Source organism: Xylophilus ampelinus (assembly GCF_003217575.1).
GTDB classification, from domain to species: domain Bacteria; phylum Pseudomonadota; class Gammaproteobacteria; order Burkholderiales; family Burkholderiaceae_C; genus Xylophilus; species Xylophilus ampelinus.
Genome location: NZ_QJTC01000023.1, coordinates 22,041 through 38,961 on the forward strand (window position 1 = coordinate 22,041; position 16,921 = coordinate 38,961).

Sequence of the window (16,921 nt, forward strand, 5' to 3'; positions counted from 1 at the left end):
GTGATCGCAACCGTCAGTCGCCGGCCGACCCTGCCCGCACCGCGATGCGGTAGAGCGCCAGCAGCCCCAGGACGTGCCCCACGGCCACGCCCGGCTCGCCGGACTCGATGCGGGCGATGGTCTGCACATGCACCCCCAGCCGGGCGCCCGCCGCGGCCTGGCTTTCGCCGGCGGCGATGCGGGCCTGTCTGGCCGCAGCACCCAGCGCCCTGGCCGTGTCGAGTGCATCGCTGCCGATGTCCGCGGAGATTCGTTTGCCTTGCGCCATGCCGGGATTGTCTTTCAGATCGTATGAGGCTCCAGCCGTTATCCTGCGCCGACCTGTAGCTATGTTTTTAATAGCATTCACTGTCGTGCGGGGCGCAGCGCGGCGCGATGGCATCCGGTGGCGGGGCGGTGAACGCCCGCCACCCGGACGGGCCGCGCCTCAGCGCAGCAGGCCGGCCGCGCTCTGCCTGCCCGGGCGGCTCTTGCCGCGGTTCTGCTGGCGCAGCACCTTGTTGACCAGGGCGGAGGCCTCGATCGCCATTTCCACCGCCGCCGGGCCGTCCGGGAAATGCGCGGGCATGCGCTGCGAAAGCCAGGCATAGGCCGAGTAGATCTTGCAGGCGTCTTCCGCGTCCTGCAGCGAGCTGCGGCCCTCGCGCAGGCCCACCGCCTGGATGGTCGACGGGTGCTTGCGCTCCACCGCGTTGGCCCAGGTCCAGAGCTGGTCCTGGAACTTGGGCAGCCGGGTGCTGAGCGGCACCAGCGAGAACAGAAAGCGCTCGTGGAGCGGCATGCGCAGGCCGTCGAGCCACTTGGCGCGGTCGAGCTGCTCGGTGAGCGAGGTGGGCACGAAGAAGACGTCGTTCACGTCGATGTTGCGGCGGAACAGCGTCAGCAGCTGCAGCAGGCGGTTCTCCTGGGTCACCATCTCGATCTGCTGCAGATGCTCCTGCGTCGGGGCGACGTAGAAGCCGGTGCGCGCCACCGGCTCCAGCGCGGCGGTGAGCTGCTTCCTGATCGCCTTGTGCACCCGCCCCCCCAGGCCCAGCACCGTGCCCGATTCGGACATGCCGAAGCGCCCGGCGCGCCCGCCGATCTGCTGCACCAGCCAGGTGGGGATCGGGCCGTCCTCGGTGCCGTCGTACTTGGTGTCGGTGGTGAAGATCACCCGCGAGATCGGCAGGTTCAGGCCCATGCCGATCGCATCGGTCGCGACCAGCACCTGCGCCTGGCCGGAGCGGAAGGCTTCGGCCTGCGCCTGCCGCACTTCGGGCGAGAGGTTGCCGTAGATCGTCGCGACCGAGAAGCCCGCCTGCGCGACCTGCTCGGCCAGCTGCAGCACGTCGCGGCGCGAAAACGCGATCACCGCGTCGCCGGCCTTGAGCTGGCGCAGCGAGTCGAGCGGCTTATCGCCCATCGACAGCTTGGATTTGCGCTGCATCTCGCGCACCTCGCATTCGCAGCCCAGCCGGCGCGCCAGCGATTCCACGGCGGCGCGGGCGGTGGTGGAGCCCACCAGGTAGACGGTGTCGGCCGGCACGCCGCACACCGCGGCGGTCCAGGCGGCGCCGCGGTCGCTGTCGCCCAGCATCTGGATCTCGTCGATCACCGCCACCTCGACCCGGGTGTGGGTGTCGAGCATCTCGACGGTGCTGGCCACGTGGGTGGCGCCCGGCTGGATCCGGCGCTCTTCGCCGGTGATCAGGTCGACCGGCACCTTGGCCGCCTTCAGACGCTCGTAGTTCTCCAGCGCCAGAAGCCGCAGCGGTGCCAGGTACACGCCCGACTTGGCGGCCTGGAGCGCGACCATCGCCTCGTGCGTCTTGCCCGAATTGGTGGGGCCGAGCAGGGCGATGATCTTGCGGCGCATGCCGGCCGCGGTATGGAAGGTGTCCGGGAACTGCGCCAGGTTGATCGACTGGCGGGTGCGCTCGGCTGCAAGGTCGGCGGTGCGCTGGCCGGCGGCGGCCTCGATCCGGTCCATCGCCAGTTCGAAGGCTTTCGGCGCCAGTTCCTTGGGCCGCAGCAAGGCGTCCCAGCAGTAGTCGCCGGTCTCGACGCCGCGGTCGGCGGCGCGGCGGATCGCGTTCATCACGAAGGCGGCGACCTCGCGCTCGAAGTCGGCCGCCACCCGCTCGTTCAGCTGCGAGGCCAGCAGCGCCACCTGCTTGTACGCCGGCAGCTTGACCCAGCGGCCGACCTGCGCCAGCACCGCCTGCGCCGGGATCAGCGAATACGGGACCCGCAGGCCGTCGACGACCACTTCGCCCTTGACGCTGTAGGCGACGGCGGATTCGGTCTTGACGAGCGTCGCCTTGCTGCGTTCCAGCAGGGCGTTGAGTTCCTTGACCTGGGCGGCGAGGGCTTCGGCCGAGGGTTCGTCCGAAGGGTGGGTGGGGAGTGTGGAATGCTGGTTCACAGGATGTGTGGGCAGAAAGGGCGCATGGAACGCCGGGGTTGCGCGCAGGCTCTCGGCTCTGGCGAAAAGTTTGCACGCCGGGCCGAGCCCGGGCCATGGCCCGGGCCCGGACCTTGGCCTGGGCCGACAGTGCACGCGGCGATCGGAGGCTGCCGGGCCTGGAGGCCGATGCACGGTTCGTGCCGCAGAACAAAAAAGCCCGCCACCTGTGCGGTAGCGGGCTTTCCAGCGCTGTCGCGCTTGAAATGGTGGTGGGCCCTGAGTGACTCGAACACTCGACCTACGGATTAAGAGTCCGCTGCTCTACCAACTGAGCTAAGAGCCCACTTCAAACCTGAGAAATCGGATTCCGCTCACCGTGCTTGTCGCCACCTGGGTGGAGTCGAATACTGTAAGCAAGCCCTAAATTATGCACCATTTATTTTGAGGACTGCAAGCGGGTCATCGAATTCGTTCCATCGCCGCCCACGGTGCGGCTACATCAACAGGTGTTCGCCCGCGTTGTCGCCGCCCAGGATCACGTAGTTGACCTTGCGGATGTCCATCAGCTTTGTGCCGCCCGAGTAGCTGATGGAGCTTTGCACGTCCTGCTCCATCTCGACCAGGGTGTCGGCCAGGCGGCCCTTGACCGGCTCCAGGATGCGCTTGCCCTCGACGTGCTTGTACTCGCCTTTGTTGAAGTCGCTGGCGCTGCCGTAATACTCCTTGAACAGGGCGCCGTCGACCTCGACCGTCTTGCCGGGCGATTCCTCGTGACCGGCCAGCATGCTGCCGATCATGATCATCGTCGCGCCGAAGCGGATGCTCTTGGCGATGTCGCCGTGCTCGCGGATGCCGCCGTCGGCGATGATCGGCTTGGTGGCCACCCGGGCGCACCACTTGAGCGCCGACAGCTGCCAGCCGCCGGTGCCGAACCCGGTCTTCAACTTGGTGATGCAGACCTTGCCCGGCCCGATGCCGACCTTGGTGGCGTCGGCGCCCCAGGTCTCCAGGTCGATGATCGCCTCGGGCGTGCCGACGTTGCCGGCGATGACGAAAGCCCCGGGCAGCTTTTCCTTGAGGTGCGCGATCATCCGCTGCACCGTGTCGGCATGGCCGTGGGCGATGTCGATGGTGATGTATTCGGGCAACAGGCCCTCGGCGACCATCCGGTCGACCGTGTCGTAGTCGGCCTGCTTCACGCCGAGCGAGATCGAGGCATAGAGGTTCTTCTCGTGCATGTCGCGGACGAAGCGTACGTTGTCCAGGTCGAACCGGTGCATCACATAGAAGTAGCCGTTCTGCGCCATCCAGGTCGAGATCGAGGCGTCCACCACCGTCTTCATGTTGGCGGGCACCACCGGCAGCCGGAAGCGCCGGCCGCCCAGCTCCACGCCCGCATCGCATTCCGAGCGGCTCTCCACCCGGCACTTGCGCGGCAGCAGAAGAACGTTGTCGTAGTCGAATATTTCCATCGCGATGTCCAAGCTTCCATTGCAGGATCGCCGGAGGAAGGATTTCCGCGCGGCGTGGGCGCTTGGCTCGCTCCCGGTCGCCGTGGGCAGGGCCGCGGGGCCTCGCCGATCCGCGCGTCGCGCGGGCACGAAAAACCGGGCGACAAGAAACTTGGGCCCGGTGGCTGATTTTAGGGAGACACGACCGACGGCATCGGCCGGCGGTCGTATAGACCTTATGCGGCGATGCCGATGCAGCCGGCTATTCCTGAACGAAAAAGGGCTGCAGCCGGCGAACGGCGCCGGCTTTTTGCTATAAAAAATATAGCAAATCTTCCGGCGATCAGCTGGACCTGCAGACGCTCGCCGCGGCCGTCAGGATGCGGCCTCCGCCGTCCTCCACCCAGCCCACCATCCGCAGCCGCGCGGGGTCGGCCGTCTCCGGCACCCGCATCGACCGCGCTTCCGACAGCCGCGTGCCGGCCTTCGGCTGCCAGCGCAGCGTGAGCGCGCCGCGCACCAGCAGGCGCTCGACGGCTGAGCCATCCGCGCCGGCCGGCAGTGCCTCGGCCAGCACCAGCCAGGCGGTCACCGTCCCGGCCGCCGCGCGGGGCGGATTCCAGGCGATCGACACGCCGACATAGTCCGCCACCGCCGCGCCACGTGCCACCCGCAGTGCGCCCGGCCGCGCCGCGCCGACCGGCGCCGCCAGCTGCAGCGTCTCGTGCGCCGAGGGTGCCGGCTTTCGCAGCGCGTCGAGCCGGGCCTGCGCTTCGGGCAAGGCGGCGGCCGACATCGCCGCGCCATCGGCCGCGGCGGCTGACGGCACGATCCAGTCGAGCGTCGGCGTGCGGGCCGCCCCCGCCGCGCCGGGCACCGCACCGGATGCGGCAGCCGACCAGCAGGCGGTGCAGTCCGCATCCAGGAAGCGCTCCTGCAGCACGCGGGGCGCCGGCGCGCCGTCGCTGTTGCACAAGGTCTGCGCCGTCGCGCCCGTCACCACGCCCGCCAGGCCGGCGAGGATGCCCGCGCACCCTGCGGCGCAACGGGTGAAGGACGACCGGGAAAACGTCAGGCGCACGGCGCGCTGCTTTCAAAATGGACCGACCGCGACACCGCGGAGCGATGCAAGGGGCGGTCTGGGTTAAAGGAGACGGGAATGCCGACCAGGATCCGCGGCAGCGACCTCCACGGCGGGTTGCGCCCGTCGGGCCTGGTGTCGAGCCGGATAGCGTGGAACATCGCGGGGCGCTGCGCTGCGGTATGGGGAGGGCGCAGGCGCCGCGAGGGGTGCGCTTCCTACAATGCCGGTATGTTCCCACACAACCCGCCGACGGCGCTCCGCCATCCGTCCGCCCCCTCCGGCGAATCGCCCTTGATCGCCAGCCTCAATCCGGAGCAGCGCGCTGCGGTCACGCTGCCCAACGACCATGCGCTGATCCTGGCCGGTGCCGGCTCCGGCAAGACCCGGGTGCTCACCACCCGCATCGCCTGGCTGCTGCAGAACGGCCATGTCTCGCCCGGCGGCATCCTGGCGGTCACCTTCACCAACAAGGCCGCCAAGGAAATGGCGGTGCGCCTGTCGGCGATGCTGCCGGTCAACCTGCGCGGCATGTGGATCGGCACGTTCCACGGCCTGTGCAACCGGCTGCTGCGGGCCCACTACAAGCTGGCCAACCTGCCGTCGGCCTTCCAGATCCTCGACACGCAGGACCAGCTCTCGGCCATCAAGCGGCTGATGAAGCAGTACAAGGTCGACGACGAGCGCTTCCCGGCCAAGCAGACGCAGTGGTTCATCTCGGGCGCCAAGGAAGACGGCCTGCGCCCGGGCGACGTGGAGGCGCGCAACGAGGACGACCGCAAGAAGGTCGAGCTCTACCAGCTCTACGAGGAGCAGTGCCAGCGCGAGGGCGTGGTCGATTTCGGCGAGCTGATGCTGCGCAGCTACGAGCTGCTGCGGGACAACGATCCGCTGCGCGAGCACTACCAGCGGCGCTTCCGCCACATCCTGGTCGACGAGTTCCAGGACACCAACAAGCTGCAGTACGCCTGGTTGAAGCAACTGGCCGGCCCCGGCAGCAGCGTGCTGGCGGTGGGCGACGACGACCAGAGCATCTACGCCTTCCGCGGCGCCAACGTGGGCAACATGGCCGACTTCGTGCGCGAGTTCGACGTGCACCACCAGATCAAGCTGGAGCAGAACTACCGCAGCTACAGCAACATCCTCGACTCGGCCAACGAGCTGATCGGCCACAACACCCGGCGCCTGGGAAAGAACCTGCGCACGACCCAAGGCCCCGGCGAGCCGGTGCGGGTGTTCGAGGCGACCAGCGACTTCGCCGAGGCGCAGTGGATGGTCGACGAGATCCGGCAGCTGGTGCGCGACAACGGCACCGAGCCCGGCTTCCAGCGCCGCGAGATCGCGATCCTCTACCGCAGCAACGCCCAGAGCCGTGTGATCGAGACCGCGCTCTTCAATGCCGCGATGCCCTACCGGGTGTACGGCGGCCTGCGCTTCTTCGAGCGGGCCGAGATCAAGCACGCGCTGGCCTACCTGCGGCTGCTGGAGAACCCGCACGACGACACCAGCTTCCTGCGGGTCGTCAACTTCCCGCCGCGCGGCATCGGCGCCCGCAGCCTGGAGCAGCTGCAGGACGCGGCGCGCGCCGCCGGCACCTCGCTGCACGACGCGGTGAGCACCGTGCCCGGCAAGGCGGGCGCCAACCTGGGCGCCTTCGTCGCCCGGATCGACGTGATGCGCGAGCAGACCCAGGGCATCTCGCTGCGCGAGATCGTCGAGCTGGTGCTGCAGCACAGCGACCTGGTCGAGCACTACAAGGCCGACCGCGAAGGCGCCGACCGGATCGAGAACCTGGAGGAACTGGTGAACGCGGCCGAGAGCTTCGTCACACAGGAGGGTTTCGGCCGCGACACGGTGGCGCTGCCGGTCGACGAGCTGCGCCAGTCGCCCGCCAGCCAGGGCCTGGACCCGTCCATCCCGCTGCTCGACGAGCCGATGCCCCTGCCGCCCGACGCCGACACCGGCGAGACGCTGAGCCCGCTGGCCGCCTTCCTGACCCATGCCGCGCTCGAATCGGGCGACAACCAGGCCCAGGCCGGCCAGGACGCGGTGCAGCTGATGACGGTGCATGCCTCGAAGGGCCTGGAGTTCGACGGCGTCTTCATCGGCGGCATGGAAGAGGGCCTCTTCCCGCACGAGAACTCGATGAACGACCGCGACGGCCTGGAGGAAGAGCGCCGGCTGATGTACGTCGCCATCACCCGGGCCCGCAAGCGCCTGTACCTCAGCCATTCGCAGACCCGGATGCTGCACGGCCAGACCCGCTACAACCTCAAGAGTCGCTTCTTCGAGGAACTGCCCGAGGCGGCGCTGAAGTGGATCACGCCGCGCCAGCAGGGGTTCGGCAATGGCGGCGGCAGTGGATTAGCTATGAATTCCGTAGCAGGAGGTCGTGGCGGATCGCCGGCTTATGGCCGATTCGCCTCGGATTCCTCGTCCTTCGCCAGCCCGCCGGTGCCGGTGCGGAAGGCGGCGCCGTCGCACGGCCTGCGCGCGGGGATGCAGGTGTTCCACACCAAGTTCGGCGAAGGCACGGTGCTGGCGATCGAAGGCGCCGACGCCGACGCGCGGGCCCAGGTCAACTTCCCGCGGCACGGGGTGAAGTGGCTGGCGCTGTCGGTGGCCAAGCTCACGCCGGTATGAGTCGAAGGCGGCGGCCGGCAGCGCGCCGGGCACGCCGGCCTGCGCCGCTCAGCGGGCGGTGGGTTGCGGGCGCGCCTGCAGCGCCGGATGCTGCATGCCCGGTACCGGGTCCAGCCGGCCCAGCCCGTCCTTCGCGCCGGTGCGGCCCGCCACCTGCCAGGCCGTGCGCTGGCGCACCAGCCGGGCCAGCACTTCCAGCTCCTCGTCGGAATGGTTCATCGGGGGCGCCGGCAGCAGCTGCCGGGCAGTGCCGTCGACGGGATCGCGCTGGCCCCAGAAGGACTGGTGGTAGTCGGAGCGGCTGGTCACCTTGTCGGTGCCTGCCACCAGGTCGACCGTGCCGTAGCAGTTGCAGAAATAGGTGCGCGGGTTCTCGCCGCCGTAGACCTGGGTGTAGACGCCGGTGCCGCGGATGCCGGCGGTCAGCGTCGGTGTGAGGATGGCGCGCTGCGGGCCGCGGCTCCAGACGCTGGTGACAGCGCCGGTGGCCAGCCGCAGCAGGCCGACCGTGTGCAGCGTGGCGCCGCGCTCGACCACCAGGTGCGATTCGGGCCGCATCCGGAACGCGTCGCCGCCGATGACGAAGACCAGGCTGGAGCCGGGGCCGGTCCGCAGCGTGTCGCCGGTGACGATGGTGGCGTCGGGCGCCAGCCGCTGGCCGTTGCGCAGCACGTCGCCCTGCAGCGCGACGATGTTGCCGCGGCCCTGCGCCCGGGCGGCGGTGCCGCCGGCGGCGGCCCAGGCCGCGGCACCGCGGAGAAAATCGCGGCGTCGGAACCAGAACACGTCCGCGTCGGGTCGGGCTTGCGGAAAGGCTGGGCGCATCGGCTTAACCGGGTTGGTGGTGGATCCTGCCAGTATCGTCGGGTGGCGGCCCGAAGCAAGCGACGTACGTCGGATAGATCGATGCGAAGAACATGCTGGCGATCACCAGCATCGAGCCGGCCACCAGGCCGATCGTCAGCATCGCCGACGCCGACGAGCCCCCGCCCAGCACCAGCGCCAGCAGCGTGGCCACCACGCCCACCGCCATGCCGGTGGCCGCGAACACCCCGCACCAGGCCAGCAGAAAGACGGTGAAGGCGCCGGCGTTGCGCAGGCCCGCCACCAGGCTGAAGAACAGGCTCTTGGCCGGCGTAACGCCGTGCCAGTAGACCAGCGCCGCGGCGTTCGAGAACAGCAGCAGCAGCGGCACGGTGAGCGCCAGGGTGAACCCGAGCCAGCCGGGCATGCCGTCGCGCATCAGGGTTTCGCGGTCGATCCGGGCGTCGGCCGCGGCGGTGCCGGCGGCACCCCCGTCGTCCAGCAGCGATGCGGCGCCCATCACCAGCACGCAGGCCAAGGCGAAGAAGACGCCCAGCAGCAGCATCGCGACGGTGCGCGACCTGCCCTTGCGCAGCCCGGCGAAGAGCAGGCCGGCGCGGGCGGGGCGGCCCCGGCCCGCCTCGTGCGCGCCGGCCACCATGCCGGCCAGGAACACCGGTGTCAGCACCAGGGCCACCGCCACGCCGACGATCGGCACCACCGCCAGCACCGAGCTGAGCAGTTGCATGAACAGGAACAGCGCCGCCAGCGACAGCGGCTGCCGCGCGAAGAGACGCATGCCGGAGCGGACCCATTGCAGGCCGTCGCGCGCAGGAACGATATGGAGTTGCATGGAGGAGGCGAAGATGCGCGGCTCAGGCGGCGCAGAGGGCATCGACGCGGCCGCGCAGCACCCGCTCGAAATGGGTCGGGTCGTGCGGCGTCAGCAGCTCGGCATGGCGCGGCAGGTGGAAATCCCACAGCCGCGAGATCCAGAAGCGCAGCGCGGCGGCGCGCAGCATCGCGGGCATCAGCGCGCGCTCGGCCGGCTCCAGCGGGCGCACCGCGGCGTAGGCCTGCAGCAGCACGTCGGCGCGGGCATCGTCCTGCAGGCCGGTGGCCCAGTCGATGCACCAGTCGTTCAGGCACACCGCCAGGTCGAAGGCGAAGCTGTCCCAGCCGGCGAAGTAGAAATCGAAAAAGCCGGTGAGCGTCTCGCCGTCGAACATCGCGTTGTCGCGGAACAGGTCGGCATGCACCGGGCCGCGCGGCAGCGCCGTGTAGTCGGGCGATGCGGCGACGTGGTTCTGGTAGGCCAACTCGGACCGCAGCAGTGTCGCCTGGGCGGGCTCCAGGTGGGGCAGCACGCTGGGCACCACCTCGTTCCACCAGGCCAGTCCGCGCAGGTTGGGCTGGCTGCGGGAGAAGTCGCGGCCGGCCAGGTGCATCCGGGCCAGCATCCCGCCCAGGGCGCGGCAATGCGCCGTGCCGGGTTTGAGCTCGCTCGCGCCGCGCAGCCGGTTGACCACCGCGGCGGGCTTGCCGCAGAGCTGGTGGAGCACGTTGCCGGTGCGGTCGGGCGCCGGATCGGGCACCGGGATGCCGCGGGCCGCCAAGTGCTGCATCAGGTACAGGTAGAAGGGCAGCTGCTCGGCCGTCAGCCGCTCGAACAGGGTCAGCACGAACTCGGCCTGGCGGCCGGGCGTGTCGGCATCGCCCTCCTGCCAGGTGGTGGCGAAGTAGTTGGTGTTCTCGATGCCGCCGGCGATGCCGCGCAGCTCCAGCAGTTCGCCCAACCGCAGCTGGCGCATCAGTTTGCGTGCCTCGTCCGCGGAGACTTCGGTGAATACGGCCATGGATTCGGGGAGAGGGGCCGGAGCGGGTGTCCGGCGTGGACGAAGAAGACCGGGAGGGCCGGGCTCAGAAGCCCATGACGCGCCAGACGCGCTGGCCGGTGTCGGATTCGGCGCCGTCGCGCACGGCGGGCCGGCGGCGGGTGCCCTCGGTGGGCGTGATCTCGTACTGCGGCACCTCGGCCTTGGGCTGCACCGTGATGCGCTGGGTCTGGCCGCCGTAGCGCACCTCGTCGACCCGGCTGCCGCCGTCTTCCACCCGGATCCGCTCGACCCGCTGCTCGACCTTGGCACCGGCGGGCGGCGACACGTCGGCCAGGTGGGCGGGGGCGGCGGCCGGGGCCTGGGCGAAGGCCTGCAGGCAGACCAGGCCGGCCAGCGCCAGCGAGTGCCGGAAGCCGGCCGAGAGAAGGGAGGGGGTGGTGGCGGCGCGCATCGGCGGATTGTAGGCGGTGGCCGCACGGCCGTGACCCCCATTCGCCCGTGCGCCGCGGGTCCGCCGCCTGTATCCGCACGCCGGCGCCGGCCGGGGGGCAGGCACAATCGGCCGATGAGCGACACCCCCCCCGCCCCGCTGCCGGACGCAGCCGACACGCCAGCCGCATCCCCACCCGCCGCATCCCCACCACCCGCCGCAGCACCCGCCGCACCGGCTGCGGCTTCTCCGGCGCGCAAGACACTGCTGCTGGTCGACGGCTCCAGCTACCTCTACCGTGCCTTCCACGCCATGCCCGACCTGCGGGCGGTACCGGGCGACCCGTCCAGCCCCGCCACCGGTGCGATCCGCGGCATGGTCAACATGCTGGCGGCGCTGCGGCGCGAGGTGCGGGCCGACTACGTCGCCTGCATCTTCGACGCCAGCGGCCCCACCTTCCGCGACACGCTCTACCCCGACTACAAGGCCCAGCGCGCCCCGATGCCCGACGATCTGCGCAGCCAGATCCCGGCGATCCACGAGGTGGTGAGGCTGCTGGGCTGGCCGGTGCTGGTGGTGCCCGACGTGGAGGCCGACGACGTGATCGGCACCCTGGCCGCCTGCGGCTCGCACCAGGCGGTCGAGGTGATCGTCTCCAGCGGCGACAAGGACCTGAGCCAGCTGGTCGACGAGCACATCACCATCATCGACACGATGAACGGCAAGCGGCGCGACGTGGCCGGTGTGACGGCCGAGTTCGGCGTGCCGCCCTCCTTGATGCTCGACTACCAGACCCTGGTGGGCGACACGGTCGACAACGTGCCGGGCGTGCCCAAGGTCGGCCCCAAGACGGCCGCCAAGTGGCTGATGGAGTACGGATCGCTCGACGCGCTGATGGCGCGCGCCGACGAGATCAAGGGCGTGGCCGGCGAGAACCTGCGGGCCGCGCGCGACTGGCTGCCCAAGGGCCGCGAACTGCTCACCATCCTCACCGACTGCAGCCTCGACGGCCATGTCGAGGGCCTGCCGGCGCTCGCCCAACTCGAGCCGGCGCCCCAGCAGACCGAGGCGCTCAAGGCCTTCTACGAACGCTACGGCTTCAAGAGCCTGGCCCGCGCGCTGGACGTGCAGGACACGCCGCCCGAGCTGATCGAGGAAAGCCGGAAGAAGCGGCGCCCCGGCCGCGAAGTCGGCCAGGAACCCGGCCTGTTCGACGAGCCGGCGGGACAAGCCGATGCGGCCGCGTCGGCCGCCAGCAACCTGCGCTACGACGTGCTGCTGGACTGGCCGGCCTTCGACGCCTGGTTCGCCCGGGTGCAGGCCGCCGACCTGGTCGCGATCGACACCGAGACCACCTCGCTCGACGAGATGCGCGCCGAGATCGTCGGCATCAGCTGGAGCGTCGAGCCCGGCGAGGCCGCCTACGTGCCGCTGATGCACGACTACCCCGACGCCCCGGCCCAGCTGCCGCGCGACGAGGTGCTGGCCCGGCTCAAGCCGTGGCTGGAGGACGCCAGCCGCCCCAAGCTGGGCCAGCATGTGAAGTACGACCGGCACGTCTTCGCCAACCACGGCGTCGAGGTGCAGGGCTACGCCCACGACACCATGCTGCAGAGCTACGTGCTCGAAGTGCACAAGCCCCACGGCCTGGCCAGCCTGGCCGAGCGCCACCTGGGCCGCGGCGGCATCGCCTACGAAGACCTCTGCGGCAAGGGCGCCAAGCAGATCCCCTTCGGCCAGGTGGCGATCGACAAGGCCGCCGAATACTCCTGCGAGGACTCCGACCAGACCCTCGACGTGCACCGCACCCTCTGGCCGCAGCTGGAGCGCAACGACGCGCTGCGCGGCATCTACGACCTGGAAATGGCCAGCAGCGAGGCGCTCTACCGCGTCGAGCGCAACGGCGTGCTGATCGACGCCGCGGTGCTGCAGGCGCAGAGCCACGACCTGGGCCAGCGCATCGTGCAGCTGGAGACCGAGGCCTATGAGATCGCCGGCCAGCCCTTCAACCTGGGCAGCCCCAAGCAACTGGGCGAGATATTCTTCGACAAGCTCGGCATGCCGGTCGTCAAAAAGACCGCCACCGGCGCCCGCAGCACCGACGAGGAGGTGCTGGAAAAGCTGGCCGAGGACTACCCGCTGCCCGCCAAGCTGCTGGAGCACCGCGGCCTTTCGAAGCTCAAGGGCACCTACACCGACAAGCTGGCGCTGCTGGCCCTGCCGCGCACCGGCCGGGTCCACACGCACTACGCGCAGGCTGTGGCGGTCACCGGGCGGCTCTCCAGCAACGACCCCAACCTGCAGAACATCCCGATCCGCACCGCGGAAGGCCGCCGCGTGCGCGAGGCCTTCGTCGCGCCCGCGGGCAGCGTGATCGCCAGCGCCGACTACAGCCAGATCGAGCTGCGGATCATGGCCCACATCAGCGGCGACGCGGCCCTGCTGCGCGCCTTCACCGAAGGCATCGACGTGCACCGTGCGACCGCGGCCGAGGTGTTCGGCGTGGCGGTCGACCAGGTGAGCAGCGAGCAGCGCCGCTATGCCAAGGTGATCAACTTCGGCCTGATCTACGGCATGAGCAGCTTCGGCCTGTCGAAGGCGCTGGCCATCGAGACCAAGGCCGCGGCCGCCTACATCGACCGGTATTTCCAGCGCTTCTCGGGGGTGAAGGTCTACATGGACGAGACCCGCCAGTCGGCCAAGGAGCAGGGCTATGTCGAGACCGTCTTCGGCCGCCGGCTCTATCTGCCCGAGATCAACTCGCCCAACGGCCCGCGCCGGGGCGGCGCCGAGCGCGCCGCGATCAACGCGCCGATGCAGGGCACCGCGGCCGACCTGATCAAGAAGAGCATGGTCGAGGTGCAGCGGGTGCTCGACGCCGAGCAACGCGGCACGAAGATGGTGATGCAGGTGCACGACGAACTCGTCTTCGAGGTGCCCGAGGCCGAGGTGGAATGGGTGCGCACCGCGGTGCCGCGCATCATGGCCGAGGTGGCCGACCTGAAGGTGCCGCTGCTGGCCGAGATCGGCTTCGGGCCGAACTGGGACAAGGCGCACTGAGCGGCGGGGCCGGCCGGTGGCGGCCGCGTCGCTTCCGCCCGCTTCCCGCTGGCGCGCACCGGACGCTGGCGCGCCCGCCTTGCTCTACCGCCCGTTCCAGGCCCTGGCTACCAGGTCGCGGTAGTGCACGGCCGGCCGCTCCAGCAACCCTTGCAAAACAGTCGCGTCGGCCACGTTGTCGGTGCCCAGCATCGCCAGGCTTTCGCTGCACCAGGGCGATGCCGGCACCAGGTCGCCCAGCCGGGCGCTGAGCCGGGTGAGCGGCTCGGGCAGCGGCAGCACACCCGCCTTGCCGTGGCCGGACTGGGCGCGCAGGCTGGCGACCAGGTCGCCCATCGGGAGCGCTTCGGGGCCGGCGCATTCGACCACGCCCTGGCGGTCGGCGGCACGGCCGAGCAGGGCGGCGATCGCCTCGGCCAGGTCCTGCACCGCGACCGGCTGCACCCGCGCGTTCAGCACCGGGCGCGGCAGCACCACCACCGGCAGCTTCGCCAGGTTCATGAACAGCGCGCTGCTGGCGCCACCCTTGCCGAAGACCACGCTCGGCCGCACGACGCAGGCCGACAGGGCCGTGCCTCCGTCGGTAGGCGCGCGGGCGGCCACGGCCAGCAGATGCGTGTCGGCCGCGCGCTTGGTGCTGGCGTATTGCGTGTCGCCCTGGTCCACGCCCAGCGCCGAGACCTGCACCACCCGCCGCACGCCGGCCCGGGCGCAGGCGTCGAAGAGGGCCCGCGGCGCATCGCGGTGCAGGACGGCGATCGGCTGGCGCGGGCTGTCGCGCAGAACGCCGACCGCGTTGACCACCGCGTCGATGCCGGCCAGCCGCGGCAGCCAGTCGCCCGCCGACAGGTCGCGGGTGAAATCGACCGCGCACTGGTCGGGGCCGGAGGGCTCGCGGCGCGGCGAGATGCCTTCGACCACCCGGTGTCCGTCGGCCCGCAGGCGCGCGGCCAGGTGCCGGCCGACGAAACCGGTCGCGCCGGTGAGAAAGATGTTCGACATGGGCGGAGCCTTTCGGGAACGAATCGGACAAGGGCAGGCGAGGGCGGTACCCGCCGACCGGCGCAGGGGAGGTATTCCGAATGTAGACCGCCTCCGTATGCACGTGGCAACACGCGGTCGCCGCCTACACTGGCGGCTCATTTCAACCCTGGAGAAACCGATGCTGCGCGACGACGACATGAAATCCGACTTCGATTCCCTGCTGCCCGGCCGCAGTACCGAGCAGGGCGCCAGCCGGCGCACCGCGCTGAAGACGGCGCTGGGCGTGGGCTACGCCGCCGCCACGCTGCCGATCGTGGCGCAGACGGTGGTCTCCACGCCCGCCGACGGCCTGCGCGTCGGTGCCCTCGACTACGAGGTGGCGGGCTTCCGGGTACCGGGCTATTACGCCGCGCCGGCCGGCAAGACCGGCGTGCCGGTGGTCCTGGTGATCCAGGAAATCTTCGGCGTGCACGAGTACATCCGCGACACCTGCCGCCGCCTGGCCAAGCTGGGCTACCTGGCCGTCGCGCCCGAGATGTTCGCCCGCCAGGGCGATCCGCAGAAGATCACCGAGATGGCGCGGCTGCAGGCCGAGATCGTCTCCAAGGTGCCCGACGCGCAGGTGATGGCCGACCTCGACGGTGCGCTGAAGTGGGCGGCGGCCCACGGCGGCGACGTGTCGCGCGCCGGCATCACCGGCTTCTGCTGGGGCGGCCGGATCACCTGGCTCTACGCCGCGCAGGGCCCGGTGAAGGCGGGCGTCGCCTGGTACGGCCGCCTGGTGGGCCAGGCCAGCGACCTGACGCCGCGCCATCCGGTGGACGTGGCCGCCCACCTCAAGGCGCCGGTGCTGGGCCTCTACGGCGGCGCCGACGCCGGCATACCGCTCGATACTGTTGATAAAATGAAATCATCTTTGGCGGCCGGCTCGGCCGCCGCCAAGGCGTCGCAGTTCGTGGTGTACCCGGAAGCCGGCCACGCTTTCCACGCCGACTACCGCCCCAGCTACCGCAAGGAAGCCGCGGAAGACGGCTGGAAGCGGGCGCTCGAATGGTTCAAGACCCACGGCGTCGTCTGACGCCCTATCCCGGAGTGGCTTCCGCCGCACCGGGCCGTACGCGAAACCGCCCGCCTTGCCGGGCGGTTTTTTTCTGCCAGGCGATTCTTTGAAAAAAATAGGGCGCTTGCCCTTGTTTGAAAACGACTTATAGCTATGACTTTGATAGCAATTTTGGTGGGGACGCTGGTGGCCGGTATCGGCAGCGTGTGGGTGGCGGCCGCCTTGCTGCGTCTGGGCGTCGGGGGGCGGGCGCCCGGGGGCGTCGGGCCCCGTCACCTGCTGAGCCTGGCGGCCGGCGCGCTGCTGGCGACGGCCTTCATGCACCTGCTGCCCGAGGCCTTCGAAAGCGCCGTCCCGCCGCAGGTGCTGTTCGCCACGCTGCTGGTCGGGCTGGTGTTCTTCTTCTTGCTCGACAAGGCCGAGCTGTGGCACCACGGCCACGAGCACGGCGCGGGGCCGGACACCGCCGATGCGCAGCACGGCCACGGCGAGGGCCACGGCCACGAAGGCCACGCCACCGGGCACCACCACCATCGCCACGTGCCGGCCGACGGTGAGCGCGCCGGTGCCTGGGCGGTGCTGACCGGCGACAGCGTCCACTGCTTCGGCGACGGCGTGCTGATCGCCTCGGCCTTCGCGGCCGACATCCGCCTGGGTTTCGTCGCCGCGCTGGCGGTGCTGGCGCACGAGGTGCCGCACCACATGGGCGACCTGATCGTGGTGCGCCAGACCAGTTCCAACCGCCGCGCCGCCCTGGTCAAGGTTTCGCTGGCCGGTGGCCTGACGGTGCTGGGCGGCCTGGGCGGCCATCTCCTGGTCGACCAGATCCACGGCCTGCTGCCCTATCTGCTGGTGGTCGCGTCGAGCAGTTTCCTCTACGTGGCCCTGGCCGATTTGATCCCCCAGCTGCAGAAGCGCCTGACCGCCCGCCAGACCTTCGCCCAGGTGGCGTGGCTGCTGGCCGGCATCGCGCTGGTGACGGCGGCGAGCCGGCTGGCCCACGGCGGCCACGACCATGGCCATGGACACGAGGGCCACGGACACGCAAGCCATGCGGACCACGACCATGCGGCGGAGCGGGGAGCGTCGGGCGCATCGGGTGCGGCGCCCGGGAGGCTTGCTCCGCCCGCGACAAGCCGGTAGTGCTTTCGTTGCCAAGCTCCTGAATCCCTAGCAGGACG

At 70.4% G+C, this 16,921-nt stretch carries 14 protein-coding genes and 1 tRNA gene; 5 read left to right on the top strand and 10 right to left on the bottom strand.

Going from position 1 to position 16,921, the window contains the following annotated elements:
* Nucleotides 1-13 precede the first annotated feature (13 nt).
* Nucleotides 14-268, bottom strand: coding sequence for a helix-turn-helix domain-containing protein (locus tag DFQ15_RS13760; RefSeq protein WP_110466532.1), 255 nt, complete (start codon nt 266-268; stop codon nt 14-16).
* A gap of 159 nt (nt 269-427) precedes the next feature.
* Nucleotides 428-2,407 (bottom strand): helicase-related protein, encoded by a 1,980-nt coding sequence (locus DFQ15_RS13765; RefSeq protein ID WP_199399888.1) that lies wholly within the window; start codon nt 2,405-2,407, stop codon nt 428-430.
* A 113-nt stretch (nt 2,408-2,520) separates the two neighbouring features.
* Between DFQ15_RS13765 and DFQ15_RS17590 the strand changes: the two genes are divergently transcribed.
* A complete protein-coding gene (locus tag DFQ15_RS17590) occupies nt 2,521-2,673 on the top strand; it encodes a hypothetical protein (protein WP_199399889.1) in 153 nt (50 codons plus the stop codon).
* On the opposite strand, the gene DFQ15_RS13770 is transcribed toward DFQ15_RS17590, so the two are convergent.
* The 3 genes from DFQ15_RS13770 to DFQ15_RS13780 all read right to left on the bottom strand — a co-directional run bounded on the left by DFQ15_RS13770 (nt 2,657) and on the right by DFQ15_RS13780 (nt 4,921).
* A tRNA-Lys gene (locus DFQ15_RS13770) sits at nt 2,657-2,732 on the bottom strand. The genes DFQ15_RS17590 and DFQ15_RS13770 overlap by 17 nt on opposite strands.
* A gap of 151 nt (nt 2,733-2,883) precedes the next feature.
* Nucleotides 2,884-3,861, bottom strand: a complete 978-nt coding sequence (locus DFQ15_RS13775) for a GMP reductase (RefSeq protein WP_110466565.1) — start codon at nt 3,859-3,861, stop codon at nt 2,884-2,886.
* Nucleotides 3,862-4,183: 322 nt separating this feature from the next.
* On the bottom strand, nt 4,184-4,921 hold the full coding sequence (locus DFQ15_RS13780) for a hypothetical protein (RefSeq protein ID WP_233504529.1): 738 nt from the start codon (nt 4,919-4,921) through the stop codon (nt 4,184-4,186).
* 231 nt (nt 4,922-5,152) lie between these two features.
* Here DFQ15_RS13780 and DFQ15_RS13785 point away from each other — a divergent pair, with 231 nt between their 5' ends.
* Nucleotides 5,153-7,564 carry a UvrD-helicase domain-containing protein gene (locus tag DFQ15_RS13785; RefSeq protein WP_110466533.1) on the top strand — a complete coding sequence of 804 codons (2,412 nt, stop codon included), beginning with the start codon at nt 5,153-5,155 and terminating at the stop codon, nt 7,562-7,564.
* A gap of 48 nt (nt 7,565-7,612) precedes the next feature.
* Here DFQ15_RS13785 and DFQ15_RS13790 read toward each other — a convergent pair whose 3' ends face one another.
* The 4 genes from DFQ15_RS13790 to DFQ15_RS13805 form a co-directional block, all read right to left on the bottom strand.
* Nucleotides 7,613-8,389 carry a FecR family protein gene (locus tag DFQ15_RS13790; RefSeq protein ID WP_110466534.1) on the bottom strand — a complete coding sequence of 259 codons (777 nt, stop codon included), beginning with the start codon at nt 8,387-8,389 and terminating at the stop codon, nt 7,613-7,615.
* Between the two features lie 4 nt (nt 8,390-8,393).
* Nucleotides 8,394-9,221: a BPSS1780 family membrane protein gene (locus DFQ15_RS13795; RefSeq protein WP_146228753.1), complete on the bottom strand. Its 828-nt coding sequence runs from the start codon at nt 9,219-9,221 to the stop codon at nt 8,394-8,396.
* A 22-nt stretch (nt 9,222-9,243) separates the two neighbouring features.
* Entirely contained in the window at nt 9,244-10,224 is a 981-nt protein-coding gene (locus tag DFQ15_RS13800) for a homoserine kinase (RefSeq protein WP_110466536.1), read from the bottom strand.
* 64 nt (nt 10,225-10,288) lie between these two features.
* A complete protein-coding gene (locus DFQ15_RS13805; RefSeq protein WP_110466537.1) occupies nt 10,289-10,657 on the bottom strand; it encodes a hypothetical protein in 369 nt (122 codons plus the stop codon).
* Between the two features lie 114 nt (nt 10,658-10,771).
* Between DFQ15_RS13805 and polA the strand changes: the two genes are divergently transcribed.
* Nucleotides 10,772-13,696 carry a DNA polymerase I gene (polA, locus tag DFQ15_RS13810; protein ID WP_110466538.1) on the top strand — a complete coding sequence of 975 codons (2,925 nt, stop codon included), beginning with the start codon at nt 10,772-10,774 and terminating at the stop codon, nt 13,694-13,696.
* A gap of 84 nt (nt 13,697-13,780) precedes the next feature.
* Here the strand turns inward: polA and DFQ15_RS13815 are convergent, their stop codons facing one another.
* Nucleotides 13,781-14,698, bottom strand: coding sequence for an NAD-dependent epimerase/dehydratase family protein (locus tag DFQ15_RS13815; protein ID WP_110466539.1), 918 nt, complete (start codon nt 14,696-14,698; stop codon nt 13,781-13,783).
* 160 nt (nt 14,699-14,858) lie between these two features.
* On the opposite strand from DFQ15_RS13815, the gene DFQ15_RS13820 reads away from it, so the two are divergent.
* Both DFQ15_RS13820 and DFQ15_RS13825 read left to right on the top strand, forming a co-directional pair.
* Entirely contained in the window at nt 14,859-15,758 is a 900-nt protein-coding gene (locus DFQ15_RS13820; RefSeq protein ID WP_374941031.1) for a dienelactone hydrolase family protein, read from the top strand.
* A gap of 135 nt (nt 15,759-15,893) precedes the next feature.
* Complete coding sequence (locus DFQ15_RS13825) at nt 15,894-16,883, top strand: ZIP family metal transporter (RefSeq protein ID WP_110466540.1); 990 nt, start codon at nt 15,894-15,896, stop codon at nt 16,881-16,883.
* The last annotated feature ends 38 nt before the right edge of the window (nt 16,884-16,921 follow it).